This is a genomic window from Pseudonocardia cypriaca (assembly GCF_006717045.1).
GTDB lineage: Bacteria > Actinomycetota > Actinomycetes > Mycobacteriales > Pseudonocardiaceae > Pseudonocardia > Pseudonocardia cypriaca.
Genome location: NZ_VFPH01000001.1, coordinates 2,691,369 through 2,706,231 on the forward strand (window position 1 = coordinate 2,691,369; position 14,863 = coordinate 2,706,231).

General features: G+C 73.0%; 14 protein-coding genes. 13 read left to right on the top strand and 1 reads right to left on the bottom strand.

Annotated features, from left to right (window positions below; genetic code table 11):
- Positions 1–39: 39 nt before the first annotated feature.
- The 13 genes from speB to FB388_RS12940 all read left to right on the top strand — a co-directional run bounded on the left by speB (position 40) and on the right by FB388_RS12940 (position 13,918).
- Entirely contained in the window at positions 40–972 is a 933-nt protein-coding gene (speB, locus tag FB388_RS12880; protein WP_211361882.1) for an agmatinase, read from the top strand.
- A gap of 10 nt (positions 973–982) precedes the next feature.
- Positions 983–2,617, top strand: coding sequence for a 5-guanidino-2-oxopentanoate decarboxylase (locus FB388_RS12885; RefSeq protein ID WP_142100677.1), 1,635 nt, complete (start codon positions 983–985; stop codon positions 2,615–2,617).
- 3 nt (positions 2,618–2,620) lie between these two features.
- Entirely contained in the window at positions 2,621–4,042 is a 1,422-nt protein-coding gene (locus FB388_RS12890; RefSeq protein WP_142100680.1) for a sodium:solute symporter family protein, read from the top strand.
- Between the two features lie 88 nt (positions 4,043–4,130).
- On the top strand, positions 4,131–4,559 hold the full coding sequence (locus FB388_RS12895; protein WP_142100682.1) for a VOC family protein: 429 nt from the start codon (positions 4,131–4,133) through the stop codon (positions 4,557–4,559).
- A gap of 99 nt (positions 4,560–4,658) precedes the next feature.
- Positions 4,659–5,231 (top strand): crossover junction endodeoxyribonuclease RuvC, encoded by a 573-nt coding sequence (ruvC, locus tag FB388_RS12900; protein WP_142100684.1) that lies wholly within the window; start codon positions 4,659–4,661, stop codon positions 5,229–5,231.
- Complete coding sequence (ruvA, locus tag FB388_RS12905; protein WP_142100686.1) at positions 5,228–5,833, top strand: Holliday junction branch migration protein RuvA; 606 nt, start codon at positions 5,228–5,230, stop codon at positions 5,831–5,833. The genes ruvC and ruvA overlap by 4 nt, the downstream gene beginning before the upstream one ends.
- Positions 5,830–6,861 carry a Holliday junction branch migration DNA helicase RuvB gene (gene ruvB, locus FB388_RS12910; RefSeq protein ID WP_142100688.1) on the top strand — a complete coding sequence of 344 codons (1,032 nt, stop codon included), beginning with the start codon at positions 5,830–5,832 and terminating at the stop codon, positions 6,859–6,861. The genes ruvA and ruvB overlap by 4 nt, the downstream gene beginning before the upstream one ends.
- A gap of 59 nt (positions 6,862–6,920) precedes the next feature.
- Complete coding sequence (gene yajC, locus FB388_RS12915) at positions 6,921–7,316, top strand: preprotein translocase subunit YajC (RefSeq protein WP_142100690.1); 396 nt, start codon at positions 6,921–6,923, stop codon at positions 7,314–7,316.
- Between the two features lie 63 nt (positions 7,317–7,379).
- On the top strand, positions 7,380–9,119 hold the full coding sequence (secD, locus tag FB388_RS12920; protein WP_142100692.1) for a protein translocase subunit SecD: 1,740 nt from the start codon (positions 7,380–7,382) through the stop codon (positions 9,117–9,119).
- 1 nt (position 9,120) lies between these two features.
- The gene (gene secF / locus FB388_RS12925) at positions 9,121–10,329 is read left to right on the top strand and encodes a protein translocase subunit SecF (protein WP_142100694.1); all 1,209 of its coding nucleotides are present in this window, start codon (positions 9,121–9,123) and stop codon (positions 10,327–10,329) included.
- On the top strand, positions 10,326–10,886 hold the full coding sequence (locus FB388_RS12930; protein WP_142100696.1) for an adenine phosphoribosyltransferase: 561 nt from the start codon (positions 10,326–10,328) through the stop codon (positions 10,884–10,886). Before secF ends, FB388_RS12930 begins: the two co-directional genes overlap by 4 nt.
- Positions 10,887–10,928: 42 nt before the next feature.
- A complete protein-coding gene (locus FB388_RS12935) occupies positions 10,929–13,268 on the top strand; it encodes a RelA/SpoT family protein (protein WP_142100698.1) in 2,340 nt (779 codons plus the stop codon).
- Between the two features lie 50 nt (positions 13,269–13,318).
- Positions 13,319–13,918 carry a hypothetical protein gene (locus FB388_RS12940; protein WP_211361883.1) on the top strand — a complete coding sequence of 200 codons (600 nt, stop codon included), beginning with the start codon at positions 13,319–13,321 and terminating at the stop codon, positions 13,916–13,918.
- Between the two features lie 22 nt (positions 13,919–13,940).
- On the opposite strand, the gene FB388_RS12945 is transcribed toward FB388_RS12940, so the two are convergent.
- A complete protein-coding gene (locus FB388_RS12945; RefSeq protein ID WP_142100700.1) occupies positions 13,941–14,780 on the bottom strand; it encodes a peptidylprolyl isomerase in 840 nt (279 codons plus the stop codon).
- Positions 14,781–14,863: the final 83 nt, after the last annotated feature.

Here is a 14,863-nt window from a genome sequence, read left to right on the forward strand (position 1 = left end):
GCGATGTCCCGAAAGCGCTCGGCCCTCCACCCTGGGCCGATGGCGCTCGGACCAGTCGACGCGACAGTCACCCCCCGCTTCGCCGGACCGGAAACGTTCGCGCGCCTGCCACGCCTCGATCAGGTCACCGACGTGGACGTGGCGGTGCTCGGGATGCCGTTCGACTCCGGGGTGTCCTACCGGCCCGGCGCCCGCTTCGGGCCCGCGCACGTGCGCGCGTCGTCCAAGCTGCTGCGCCCGCACCACCCGGCGCTGAAGGTGGACCCGTTCGCCGACCAGCAGGTGGTCGACGCGGGCGACGTGTCGATCAACCCGTTCGACATCGAGGACGCGATCCGGTCGGTGGAGCGCGCGTCCGACGAGCTGCGGGGCGGCGGGGCCCGCCTGCTGTCGGTCGGCGGTGACCACACGATCGCCCTGCCGCTGCTGCGCTCGGTGCACCGCACGCACGGACCGGTCGCCGTGCTGCACTTCGACGCCCACCTCGACACCTGGGACACCTACTTCGGCGCGCCGTACACGCACGGCACCCCGTTCCGGCGCGCGAGCGAGGAGGGCCTGCTCGACCCGGAGCGCTGCCTGCACGTCGGGATCCGCGGGCCCCTCTACGGCGCCGAGGACCTCGCCGACGACGCCCGGCTCGGTTTCCAGGTGATCGGCTCCGACGACTACCAGGTCGACGGGCTCGCCACCGTGGTCGAGCGGATGCGCGCCCGCCTCGGCGAGGGCCCGGTCTACGTCTCGGTCGACATCGACGTGCTCGACCCCGCCCACGCGCCCGGCACCGGGACCCCCGAGGCCGGCGGGCTGACCAGCCGCGAGCTGCTGCACACGCTGCGCGGTCTCGTGGGGACCGACATCGTCGGCGCGGACATCGTCGAGGTCGCCCCCGCCTACGACCACGCGGAGATCACCGGGATCGCGGCGGCGCACGTGGCGTACGAGCTGCTCTCCGTGCTCGCCGCGAAATGATCACGGCGAAATGAGCACGCGCAACGGCGGGGCCGCCGTCGTCGAGACGCTCGCCGCGCACGGCGTCGACACCGTCTTCGGGATCCCGGGCACCCACAACCTGGAGCTCTACCGGCACCTCGTCGCGTGCGGCATCCGGGCCGTCACGCCCCGCCACGAGCAGGGCGCGGGCTACGCGGCCGAGGGGTACGCGCGGGTCGGTGGGCGGCCCGGCGTCGTGCTGACCACCAGCGGTCCCGGCCTGACCAACGCGATGACGGCAGCCGCCACCGCCTACGCGGAGTCGCAGCCGATGCTCGTCCTCTCGCCGGGCGTGCCGACCGGCACCGAGGGCGCCGACCTCGGCCTGCTGCACGAGACGAAGGACGCGAGCGGCGCGATGGACCGCCTCGTCCGCTGGAGCCGGCGCGTCGAGAGCCCCGAGGAGGCCGCCGACGCCGTCACCGAGGCGTTCGCCACGTTCCGCGGAACGCGCCCGCGGCCGGTCCACGTCGAGGTCCCCCTGGACGTCCTCGAACGGGCGTGGGGCGGCAGCCCGTGGGTCGGGGCTGTCACGGCGGCACCCGAGCCCGACGCCGCCGACGTGCGGCGCGCGGCCACCCTGCTCGCCCGGGCGCGCCGGCCGCTGGTGATCGCGGGCGGCGGCGCCGTCGACGCCGCGGCGGAGGTTCGCGCGCTCGCCGAAGCGCTCGGCGCGCCCGTCGCCACCACGGTCAACGGCAAGGGCGTGCTCGACGAGTCGCACCCACTCGCCGTCGGCGCCGCCGTGCGGCTGCGGGCCCTGCAGAAGGCGACCGCGGACAGCGACGCGCTGATCGTGGTGGGCAGCGAACTCGGCGACGCAGACCTGTGGGAGGGCCGGATCGCGGCGCCGGCGGTGATCCGCTGCGACATCGACCCGGGACAGCTGCACAAGAACTGCCCGGCGGACGTCGCGCTGCTCGGCGACGCCGCGACCACCCTGCAGGCCCTGCTTGCGGCCCTCCCGGCGAATCCGACGAGCGACGCGTTCGTCGGTACCTATCCGACGAACGCGCCGTTCGTCGGAACGGATGGGCGCGCCGCGAGGGCGGGCGAGCTGCGGGAGGCGTGCCGCGCCGAGGCGAGGGGCGGCGCCGGAGCCTACGAGGAGATCAACGCCGCGGTCCGAGCCGCGCTGCCCGCGGACGGAGTGCTCGCCGGCGACAGCTCGCAGGTCACCTATCTGGGCTCGGTCCACTTCTTCGACGTCCTCGCGCCGCGCCGGTTCTGCTACACCCCGGGCTATGCGACGCTCGGCTACGGCCTGCCGGCGGCGATCGGGGCGTCGCTCGCCCGGCCGCAGGCCCCCGTGGCGGTTCTGCTGGGGGACGGGGCGTTCATGTTCTCCGTGCAGGAGCTGGCCACCGCCGTCGACCTGCGGCTGCCGCTGCCGATCGTCGTGGTCGACAACGGCGGCTACCGGGAGATCCGCGACCAGCAGGAGACGCGGGGAATCCCGCCCGTCGGTGTGGACCTCCCGGTGCCCGATCTCGCCTCGCTGGCCAGGGCGTTCGGCGCCCTCGGCGTGCGGGCGACCGACCCGGGCGCGGTCACCGCGCTCGTGGCCGACGCGCTGTCGGCCGACCGCCCGACCCTCATCCACCTGAAGACACGAACGGAGTGAGACGTGGACGTCGCCATCGTCGCCGTGTACCTGGTCGCCATGATCGCCTTCGGCTTCTGGGGCAAGCGCCGCGCCACCACCGAGTCGGACTTCCTCGTGGCCGGACGCCGCCTCGGCCCGCTCCTCTACGCCGGGACGATGTCGGCCCTCGTGCTGGGCGGGGCGTCGACGATCGGCGGCGTCGGGCTGGGCTATGAGTACGGGCTGTCGGGCATGTGGCTGGTGGTCGCGATCGGCACCGGCGTACTGCTGCTGTCCCTGCTGTTCGCCGGCCGCGTGCAGCGGCTGGGCGTCTACACCGTGAGCCAGATGCTCCGGCTGCGGTACGGGCCGGGTGCGAGCGTGCTGTCGGGCGTCGTGATGTTCGGCTACACCCTGATGCTCACGGTGACCTCGACGATCGCCTACGCCACGATCTTCGCCGCCCTGCTCGACCTGCCGCGGGTGCCCTCGATCCTCGTCGGCGGCCTCGTCGTGGTGCTCTACTCGGCACTCGGTGGGATGTGGTCGATCACCCTGACCGACTTCGTGCAGTTCCTCATCCAGACCGTCGGGATCTTCCTCATCCTGCTGCCGATCGTGCTCGTCCAGGCGGGCGGGTTCTCCGCGCTGCCGCCGGAGGCGCTCTCGCTGACCACGATCGGCGGCAGCACGATCGTCACCTACTTCGTCATCTACACCTTCGGCCTGCTCATCGGCCAGGACATCTGGCAGCGCGTGTTCACTGCGCGCAGCCCCGGCGTCGCCCGCTGGGCGGGCGCGGCGGCCGGCGTGTACTGCCTGCTCTACGGCGTGGCCGGCGCGCTGGTCGGGATGGGGGCGAGTGTGCTCGTCCCGGGCCTCGAGGAGCGCGACGACGCGTTCACCGCCGTGGTGGGCGCGACCATGCCGCCGGTGCTGTCGGGCCTCGTGCTCGCCGCGGCGCTGGCCGCCGTCATGTCCACGGCGAGCGGCGCGCTGATCGCGACGGCCACCGTGTTCGGCAAGGACATCGTGCAGCGCCTTCGGAGCGGGGCTGCCGACGCGTCGGAAGACGAGCACGTGCGGGGCAACCGGGTGCTCATCGCGGCGTTCGGCGTGGTGGTGATCGTGATCGCGTGCATCCTGCAGGACGTCGTGGCCGCGCTGACCATCGCCTACGACATCCTGGTCGGCGGCCTGCTGGTGCCGATCCTCGGCGGTCTGGTGTGGCGGCGGGCCACGATCGTGGGCGCGGTGGCGGCGATGGCCATCGGTACCGTGGCGACGCTGGCCACGATGGCGGCGGTGGGCGACATCTACGCGAACGAGCCGATCTACGTCGGGCTCGCGTCCGGGCTCGTCGCGTTCGTGGCGGGGAGCCTCGCGTCCCGGCCGACCGCGTCCGACGTGCTCGCCGAGTGGGACCGGCGCAGCGCCGGGACGGGTGTGACGACGCGGGTGTGACGCCGCCCGGTGGCGCAGCAATCCGGGAGAAGCCACCGTCGGTGTGCTGGACCTAGCCTCGGTCCTCGTCGACGGATCGGAGGATCGGGTGATCAGGAAGCTGTCCCACGCCTGCGTCTACGTGCTGGACCAGGACCGGGCGAAGGAGTTCTACACGGAGAAGCTCGGCTTCGAGGTGCGCAGCGACGTGCGGATGGGCAGTGAGTTCGAGGGAGCGGGTGAGGGGTTCCGCTGGCTCACCGTCTGCCCACCCGACCAGCCGGACGTGGAGATCATCCTGGCCGACCCCGGCATGGGCCACGACGCCGAGAGCGCCCAGCAGATCCGTGCACTCGTGGCGAAGGGGGCGATGGGTCCCGGGGCGATGACCACCGACGACATCCGGAAGACCTTCGAAGAGCTGTCGGGTCGCGGGGTCGTGTTCACGCAGGAGCCGGTGACCCGGCCCTACGGCGTGGAGGCGCTGTTCCGCGACGACTCCGGCAATTGGTTCAGCCTCACCCAGCCCAACGCGTAGCCCGCGCGTCGGCGCGTCCCCCGCGGTGCCCCGAGGGCGCGCCGGTAGCCTGCCTCCTCGAACGGCTGTTCGCGGAGATGATCGGGTAGGGGAGATCGGGTGCGGGTGCTCGGCGTCGACCCGGGGTTGACCCGGTGCGGGCTCGGGGTCGTCGACGGGGCGGGTGGGCGGCGGGTGCGGTGCGTCGCGGTGGACGTCGTGCGCACCCCGGCCGACGCGCCGTTGCCCGAACGGCTGCTCGCCGTGGGCGCCGAGGTCGAGCGGTGGATCGAGCGGCACCGGCCGGACGTGGTGGCCGTGGAGCGGGTGTTCAGCCAGCACAACGTCCGCACCGTCATGGGCACGGCGCAGGTGAGCGGCGTCATCGCGATGCTCGCGGCCAAGGCCGGCCTGCCGGTGGCGTTCCACACGCCCAGCGAGGTGAAGGCCGCGGTCACCGGCGAGGGGCGCGCGGGCAAGCAGCAGGTCACGACGATGGTCACGCGGCTGCTCGCACTCGAGGAGGCGCCGCGGCCCGCCGATGCGGCCGACGCCCTCGCGCTGGCCATCTGCCACTGCTGGCGCGCGCCGATGCTCGACCGGATGGCGCAGGCGCAGGCGCGGTCGGCCGAGCTCGCCCGCGCACACAAGGCGCGGCTGGAGGCCGCGCGACGTGCGGGGGAGGCATCGTGATCAGCTCGGTGCGCGGCGAGGTGCTGGAGATCGGCCTCGACCACGCGGTCGTCGAGGTCGGCGGGGTCGGCCTCGCCGTGCAGGCCACCCCGGGCACGCTCGCCCGGCTGCGCCGCGGTGAGCAGGGCAGGCTCGCCACCTCCCTGGTGGTGCGCGAGGACTCGCTCACCCTGTTCGGGTTCGCCGACGAGGAGGAGCGGGAGCTGTTCGGCCTGCTGCAGACCGTGAGCGGGATCGGGCCGCGCATCGCGCTCGCCACGCTCGCCGTGCTGAGCCCGGACGCGCTGCGCCGCGCCCTCGTCGACGGTGACCTGACCACGCTCACCCGGGTGCCCGGGATCGGCCGCAAGGGCGCCGAGCGGCTCGCCCTCGAGCTGCGAGACAAGGTCGTCGCCCCCGCGGCCTCGCCCGCGACGCTGCCGATCGCGGCGAACGGGGCGAACCCTCGCCGCGACCAGGTGGTGGAGGCGCTGGTCGGCCTCGGCTTCGCGGCCAAGCCTGCTGAGGGGGCGGTCGACGCCGTGCTGGCCGGTGACGGGGAGGCCGACGCGAGCGCGCTGCTGCGGGCCGCGCTGACGAGGCTGGGTGGCAAGGGCCGGTGACCGAGCTCTCGCTCACCCCGGCGCCCGAGCCGGAGGACATCGAGGCCGACGCCTCGCTGCGCCCACGCAACCTCACCGAGTTCATCGGGCAGCCGCGGGTGCGCGAGCAGCTGGAGCTCGTGCTCGAGGGGGCCCGCCGCCGCGGCCAGCCGCCCGACCACATCCTGCTGTCCGGGCCGCCAGGGCTCGGCAAGACGAGCCTCGCGCTCATCGTGGCCGCCGAGATGGGCGCGGCGATCCGGCTGACGTCCGGCCCCGCCCTCGAACGCGCGGGCGACCTCGCCGCGATGCTGTCCAACCTCGAACCGGGCGACGTCCTGTTCATCGACGAGATCCACCGGACGGCCCGGCCCGCCGAGGAGATGCTGTACCTCGCGATGGAGGACTTCCGGGTCGACGTGGTCGTCGGCAAGGGGCCGGGCGCCACGTCCATCCCGCTCGACATCGCCCCGTTCACGCTGGTGGGCGCCACCACCCGGTCCGGCGCGCTCACCGGGCCCCTGCGCGACCGGTTCGGGTTCACCGCCCACATGGAGTTCTACGAGCCCGCCGAGCTGGAGCTCGTGCTGCGCCGCGCCGCCGTGATCCTGGACGTCGACCTGCGCCCGGACGGCGCCGAGGAGATCGCGCTGCGCTCGCGCGGCACACCGCGCATCGCCAACCGGCTGCTGCGCCGCGTGCGCGACTTCGCCGAGGTGCGCGCCGACGGGGCCGTCACCCGCGCCGTGGCGCGCGACGCGCTGGCCGTCTACGACGTCGACGAGCTCGGCCTCGACCGGCTGGACCGGGCGGTGCTCGGAGCGCTGGTGAAGTCGTTCGGTGGCGGGCCGGTGGGCGTATCCACGCTGGCAGTGGCGGTGGGAGAGGAACCGGGTACCGTCGAGGAGGTCTGCGAGCCCTACCTCGTGCGGGCCGGAATGTTGGCCCGCACGCCGCGGGGCCGGGTGGCCACCGCCGCCGCCTGGTCACATCTGGGCATCGCTGCGCCACCCGACGTCACTCCGGGTGGCCCTCCCGCGTTGTTCTGAACCGGGGGCTGGCAGACTCTGGTGGCTCCACGACGTGCGGAGATTCGGAGAGTTGGCCCATGGAATTCCTGTTCCCCCTGCTGATCCTGCTGCTGTTCATCCCGATCTTCCTGTCGGGGCGGCGCCAGAAGCGGCAGATGCAGCAGATGCAGCAGATGCAGGCCGCCCTCGAGCCCGGGGACGTCATCGTGACCACCTCGGGCCTGCGCGGCACCATCGTCGACGCCTCATACGAGGACACGATCGACATCGAGATCGCCGACGGCATCGTCACCACCTGGGTGCGGGGCGCGGTCCGCGAGAAGGTCGTCGAGCAGGCCACCGCTGAGGAGGCTCCGGTCGAGGAGCCCACCACGGAGACCGCGGCCATCGAGGACGAGCCGGCGACGCCTTCGCTGGAGAAGACGGCGCCCGAGAAGAAGGACGAGTCGACGAACGGCACCGCCCGCAGCTGACGGCGTCCGCGCGGCCACCGGTGCACCGGGTGGGTCGCACCTGACAGGAAGAGATCGCGAGCAGTGGCATCCACCCCGGGGCAGATCCGCCCCTGGCGGCACCTGGCGGCGTTCGTCGCCGTCGTCGCCGCGCTGTACGCGCTGGTGTTCTTCACCGGCGACGGGAACCCCACGCCCAAGCTGGGCATCGACCTGCAGGGCGGCACCCGTGTCACCCTGCAGCCCCGCACCGAGACCGGCGCCGAGCCGCCGCGCGAGCAGCTCCTGCAGGCGCAGCAGATCATCGAGCAGCGCGTCAACGGGCTCGGTGTCGGCGGCGCCGAGGTGGTGGTCGACGGCAGCAACCTGCTGATCACCGTGCCCGGCCAGCAGGGCGAACAGGCCCGTTCGCTCGGGCAGACCGCGCAGCTGCGGTTCCGCGAGGTCATCGGCGGGCCGTACGCGGCGCAGCAGCAGCCCCAGCAACAGGGACAGCAGCCGGGCGAGCAGGCCGGGCAGCAGCCGGGCGCCCCGCCCGCGGCTCCCGCCGATCCGTCCACGGCGCCCGCGCCTCCCACGGGTCAGCCTCAGGGGATGGGTGACACGGTCGAGCGCGACGTCGCCCCCGTCGCGTACAGCCGGCCGCTGCAGGACCCGACCCCGCCGCCCGCCCCGCCGCCTGCCGCGGCCCCCACCGGGCCTGCGGACCCGCGTCTCGCGGCCGAGGTCGACGCCGCCCGCCAGATGCGGCAGAGCACCGACCAGACCGTCCAGGAGACGGCGCTGCTCACGCTCGACTGCAATGCGCGCGACCCGCTCCGCGGCTACGACGACCCGACCAAGCCACTGGTGGCCTGCAACGAGGACGGCACCGAGAAGTACATCCTCGGGCCGTCGTTCCTCGAGGGCACCGAGATCGCGAGCGCGCAGGCGCAGCAGAACACCACCGGGGTCGGCTGGGTCGTCAGCCTGACGTTCGAGTCGGCCGGTCAGCAGGTGTGGGGCGAGTACACGACCAACAACGTCGGCAAGCTGACGGCGTTCACCCTCGACGGCGAGGTCGTGTCGGCGCCCCGGATCAACCAGCCGATCTTCGGGGCCACCCAGATCGAGGGACAGTTCAGCCAGAAGGAGGCCGAGCAGCTGGCCGGCGTCCTGCGGTACGGGTCGCTGCCCCTGTCGTTCGAGTCGTCCGAGGCCCAGACGGTGTCGGCGACGCTGGGGCTCGCCTCGCTCCAGGCCGGGCTGATCGCCGGTGCCATCGGGCTGGCGCTCGTCTTCGTCTACGGCCTGTTCTACTACCGGGTGCTCGGGATCCTGCTGATCCTGTCGCTCGCGCTGTCCGCGGCGATCGTCTACCCCGTGCTGATCCTGCTCGGGCGCTGGATCGGGCTCACCCTCGACCTCGCGGGCGTGGCCGGCTTCATCCTCGCCATCGGCATCACGGCCGACTCGTTCATCATCTTCTTCGAACGGTTGAAGGACGAGATGCGGGACGGGCGGACGTTCCGCTCCGCCGTGCCGCGGGGCTGGGTGCGGGCGCGGCGCACGATCCTGTCCGCCGACGCGGTGAGCTTCCTGTGTTCTGCGGTGCTGTACCTGCTCGCCGTCGGGCAGGTGAAGGGTTTCGCGTTCACCCTCGGCCTGTCCACGGTGCTCGACCTGATCGTGGTGTTCCTCGTGACGCACCCGCTGGTGGCGCTGGTCGCCAAGTCGCGCGTGTTCAGCAACCCCGGCCTGTCCGGGCTGGGCGAGGCCGCTCGCACCGGCGCGGAACGCAGGCGCGTTCTCGCCGCCGCAGCCGGTCGATCGAAGGGAGCCTGACGTGGCCGGGGTCCTCAACAGGCTCTACACGGGCACGGGCGCGTTCGACATCGTCGGGCGCAGGCGCGTCTGGTACGTCGCGTTCTCGGTGCTCGTCCTGATCTGCATCGGTTCCATCGTGTTCCGGGGGTTCAACCTCGGCATCGACTTCACCGGCGGCACGCAGATCCAGTTCCCGGCGGCCACCGCGGCCGCCCCGGCCGACGTCGAGGCCGTCCGCGGGGTCTACGAGCGGGTGATCGGGCACGAGCCGGCGGCCGTCCAGGCGGTGGGCGCCGGCGCTTCCGCGTCGATCGTCATCCGGTCGGAGGCGCTCGACGCGAGCCAGCTGGTGCCGCTCAAGCAGGCGCTGTTCGACACGTTCCAGCCGATCGGGTCCTCCGGCGCCCCGGAGCTCGCGGTGATCAGCGACAGCGCGGTGAGCGGCAGCTGGGGCGGGCAGATCACCCGCCAGGCGCTCATCGCGCTCGCTGTTTTCCTCGTGCTCGTCACGATCTTCCTGGCGTTCTACTTCGAGCGCACCATGGCGGTCGCGGCGCTCGTCGCGCTGCTGCACGACGTGGTGGTCACCGCGGGCATCTACTCGATCGTCGGGTTCGAGGTCAGCCCGTCCACCGTGATCGGTCTGCTGACGATCCTCGGGTTCTCCCTCTACGACACCGTCGTTGTGTTCGACAAGGTCAAGGAGAACACCCGCGGGCTGCTCGGGCTCACCCGCCGCACGTACGCCGAGACGGCCAACCTCGCGCTCAACCAGACGCTCATCCGGTCGATCAACACCTCGCTGTTCGCGGTGCTTCCGGTGGTGGCGCTGATGGTGATCGGCGTCGGCGTGCTCGGCGTCGGCACGCTGGCCGACCTCGCGCTCGTGCAGATGGTCGGCATCATCGCCGGTGCGCTGTCGTCGCTGTTCCTGGCCACGCCGATCCTCGTCGACCTCAAGATGCGCGACCCGCGGTACCAGCAGCAGGCCGCGCGGGTGGCGGCGCGGCGGGCGAAGGCCGCGGGCGTCGCGGCGGACGGTTCGGCAGCCGACACCGACCCGGACATCGCCGACGACGCCGTGCTCGCCGGCGAGCTGCGCAAGGAGCGGGCGATGGCGGCGGCCGCGAGCGCGCCGGCCCGGCACGCCCGCCCCGGCGGGCAGCACCGGGGCGGCGCCCGTCCGGCAGGCAAGGCCGCCCGGCCCACCGGCAAGCGGCAGCGGTGACCGGTCCCGTCACGGTCGCCGGCGCCGGGGTCGAGTCGGGGCCCGAGCTGGAGCGGGCGGCCGGGCTGATTCGGGACGTGCCGGACTACCCGTCGCCCGGCATCCTGTTCCGCGACATCACGCCCCTGCTGGCCGACGCGGAGGCGTTCACGGTCGTCACCACCGAGCTCGCCTCGCTGGTGGGGGACGCCGACCTGGTGGCCGGGGTCGAGGCACGCGGGTTCCTGCTGGGTGCCGCGGTCGCGGTGGTGGCGGGCACCGGGGTCGTCCCGGTCCGCAAGGCCGGCAAGCTGCCGCGTGTCGCCGGATCGCGCACCTACGACCTGGAGTACGGCACGGCCACCCTGGAGTTGCCCGCCGACACGCTGGCCCCCGGGGCGCGGGTGTTCCTCGTCGACGACGTGCTCGCCACCGGCGGCACCGCAGCGGCCGCGGCCGACCTGCTGGCCGAGGTGGGCGCCACCGTCGTCGGATTCGGCGCGTTGCTGGAGCTCACCGCTCTGAACGGCAGAGCACGGCTTGGTGACGTCCCGGTGCACGCCCTGCTGACGGCCTGATCCGGGGAAGCCTAGACTGTTGTAGGTGGAGGGCAGGACGGGATGACGGAGCTGCAGCAGCCTGCGTCCCCGGCTGCGAGCTCGACCCCGCCCGCTCCGGACGCGAACGGGAACGGGGCCCGCCCGTCGGCCACGCGCCGGGTGCGGGCCCGCATCGCGCGGCGGATGACTCCGCAGCGCGTCGCCGTCGTCGCGCCCGTGCTCGAGCCGCTCGCCAGCGTGCACCGCACGCTGCACCCCAAGGCCGACCTCGGGCTCCTGCAGCGCGCGTACGACGTGGCGGAGGCCAAGCACGCGGGCCAGAAGCGCAAGTCCGGCGACCCGTACATCACCCACCCGCTCGCCGTGGCCAGCATCCTCGCCGAGCTGGGCATGGACACCACCACGCTCGTCGCGGCGCTGCTGCACGACACGGTGGAGGACACCGACTACTCGCTCGACCGGCTGCGCAAGGACTTCGGCGAGGAGGTCGCCCACCTCGTCGACGGCGTCACCAAGCTGGACAAGGTCGAGCTGGGCACCGCCGCCGAGGCCGAGACGATCCGCAAGATGATCGTCGCGATGGCCCGCGACCCGCGGGTGTTGGTGATCAAGCTGTCGGACCGGCTGCACAACATGCGCACGATGCGCTTCCTGCCGCCGGAGAAGCAGGCGAAGAAGGCCCGCGAGACCCTCGAAGTGCTGGCCCCGCTGGCCCACCGGCTCGGGATGGCCACCATCAAGTGGGAGCTGGAGGACCTGTCCTTCGCGATCCTGCACCCGAAGAAGTACTCCGAGATCGTGCGCCTGGTCGCCACGCGGGCGCCGTCGCGCGACACGTACCTCAAGCAGGTCATCGACGAGGTCATGCAGCAGCTCGACTCGGCCCGCATCCAGGCCACGGTCGAGGGCAGGCCCAAGCACTACTACTCGATCTACCGCAAGATGATCGTCAAGGGCCGCGACTTCGACGACATCCACGACCTCGTCGGCGTCCGCGTGCTCGTCGACGAGGTGCGCGACTGCTACGCGGCGATGGGCATGGTCCACGCGCTGTGGCAGCCGATGCCCGGCCGGTTCAAGGACTACATCGCCCAGCCCCGGTTCGGGGTGTACCAGTCGCTGCACACCACCGTGATCGGGCCGGACGGCAAGCCGCTCGAGGTGCAGATCCGCACCCGCGAGATGCACAACACGGCTGAGTTCGGCATCGCGGCGCACTGGCGCTACAAGGAGACCCGCGGCGCCCACAACGGCCAGGGCGTCGAGGTGGAGCAGATGGCGTGGATGCGCCAGCTGCTCGACTGGCAGCGTGAGGCCGCCGACCCGGGCGACTTCCTGGAGTCGCTGCGCAACGAGCTCGGGGCGCAGCAGATCTTCGTCTTCACGCCCAAGGGCGACGTGGTCACGCTGCCCGCCGGGTCCACCCCGGTCGACCTCGCCTACGCCGTGCACACCGAGGTGGGCAACCGCTGCATCGGGTCCCGCGTCAACGGCAAGCTCGTGGCGCTGGAGCGCAAGCTCGAGTCCGGCGACGTCGTCGAGATCTTCACGTCCAAGGCCGAGGGCGCCGGGCCGAGCCGCGACTGGCTGTCGTTCGTCGCGTCGCCGCGGGCGAAGTCGAAGGTCCGGCAGTGGTTCGCGAAGGAGCGCCGCGAGGAGGCCATCGAGGCGGGCAAGGAGTCCATCGCCCGCGAGGCGCGCCGCACCTCCTTCCCGATGCAGCGGCTCGTCTCGGCCGAGGCCATGTCCGCGCTCGCGCGGGAGATGCACTTCGCCGACGTCTCGGGGCTCTACGCAGCGGTGGGGGAGGGGCACGCCAGCGCCCGCCACGTCGTGCAGCGGCTCGTCGCGCTGCTGGGCGGAGAGGAGCAGGCGGAGGAGGACCTCGCCGAGCGCGCCACCCCGTCCACCGTGCGGCTGCGACGCACCGGCGGCGACGCCGGTGTCGTGGTGCGCGGCCCCGACGGCGACCTGGGCGACATGTACACCAAGCTCGCCCGCTGCTGCACCCCCGTGCCGGGCGACGACATCCTCGGGTTCGTCACCCGCGGCGGCGGGATCAGCGTCCACCGCACCGACTGCACCAACGCCAAGGACCTGCAGGCACGCGCGGAGCGGCTCGTCGAGGTCGCGTGGTCGGTGCAGCCGGGCTCGGTGTTCCTCGTGGCCATCCAGGTGGAGGCGCTGGATCGGCACCGGCTGCTCTCCGACGTCACGAAGGTGCTCGCCGACGAGCGGGTCAACATCCTCTCCGCGTCCGTCCAGACCTCCCGGGACCGGGTTGCGGTCTCCCGGTTCACCTTCGAGATGGGCGACCCGAAGCACCTCGGCCACGTCCTGCGCGCGGTGCGCAACGTGGAGGGCGTCTACGATGTGTACCGGGTGACGAGCGCCAGCTGAGTGCCGCGCACCTGATCGGGGTACATCCTCTCGACAGGGAGGAGAGACCCATGAGCACGGTCCCCGAGGCGGAACGCACCGAGCCCTTCCACACGTTCACCCAAGCGCGTACGAACCTGGCGCCCGAACAGGCGCGGCACCTCGGTCGCATCAGGTGGGGTTCGGCGTTCTTCGGCTGGGTGACGGCCATCGGAACGACCGCCCTGCTGGGTGCCATCGTCACGGCGGGCGGCGCCGCGCTGGGGCTGCTGAACCCGATGACGGCCGCTCCCGGGCCGGCGCCTGCCATGGGCGTCGCCGGCGCGGTCCTGATGCTGGTGGCGATCTTCGTCGGCTACTACTGCGGCGGCTACGTGGCCGGGCGGATGGCCCGGTTCGCCGGCGCGCGGCAGGGTGTGGCCGTGTGGCTGTGGACCCTGTTCCTGGCCGTGATCGGGGCGGTGATCGCCACGGTGAGCGGGGTCGTCTCGGGTCCGCGGCTCGACGAGCTGATCCGGCTCCCGATGAGCGGGGGCGTGCTGTCCGCGGGTGCCGCCACCCTCGCCGTCGCCGTGCTGGTGGTCACCCTGGTGGGCGCCGTGCTCGGTGGGCTCGCGGGCATGCGCTACCACCGCAAGGTCGACCGGGACCTGGTGGTCCCCGCCGCCTGACGCCGGCCGGACCCGCCGCGGCTCAGGCGGCCGTGGCGGTCTCGATGGTCACAGCCGTGCGTGGGGCGCCGTCGCCGGCACCGTTCGTGTCGTCCGCCCCGCCCTGCGCGATGGCGTCGAGCGTGGCGAGGCCCTCCGGGCCGACCGTGCCGAACACGGTGTAGTCCGGCGGGAGCGTGGAGTCGGCGTAGACGAGGAAGAACTGGCTCCCACCGGAGTCGGGGGCCGACGTCTTCGCCATCGCGAGCGTGCCGCGCGGGTAGACGACCGAGCCGCCGCCGGACGGTGCGGGCGCGAGGCCGGTGGGCGGCTCGTCGTTGATCGTGTAGCCCGGACCACCCGTACCCTCGCCGGTCGGGTCGCCGCACTGCAGCACCTTCAGGCCCTCGCCGGTGGTGAGCCGGTGGCAGGGCGTGCCGTTGTAGTAGCCGGCGTTGACGAGGCTCAGGAAGCTCTCCACGGCGCAGGGTCCGGTTGCCCGGTCGAGCGTCAGCGGGATGGGGCCGCGGTTCGTCGTCAGGTTGACCGGGACGGTGCCGCTGGTGCCCGCGGTGGTGACCGTCGGGACCGGCGCGGGCTTCGCGGCGGGCTCGTCCGGGGTGGGCGTGAAGGTGCAGTCGCCGAGCGCGGCAGGCGCAGCGGACGGGGTTGGGGCGTCGGCGGGCGGCGCGGCCGTGTCGCTGCCGCCGCCGGGCAGGCCGACGGTGGAGAGCAGGACCACCGCGAGTACCACGACCACGACGACCGAGACGGACGTGATGATCGCGGTGCGCTGGCGCCGGCGGGCCCGCTCGGCCCGTCGCTTCTGCTGGTTCTCCAGCTTGCGCTTGGCCGCTTCACGCCGCACCTGGTTGGTCGTCACCGAAACTCCCTCGCTTCCGCCGATCGGCCGCAGGATAGCGAGCGACCCTGAGAGGTCGCGGTGAGGTCGGTCCCCTCTACGCT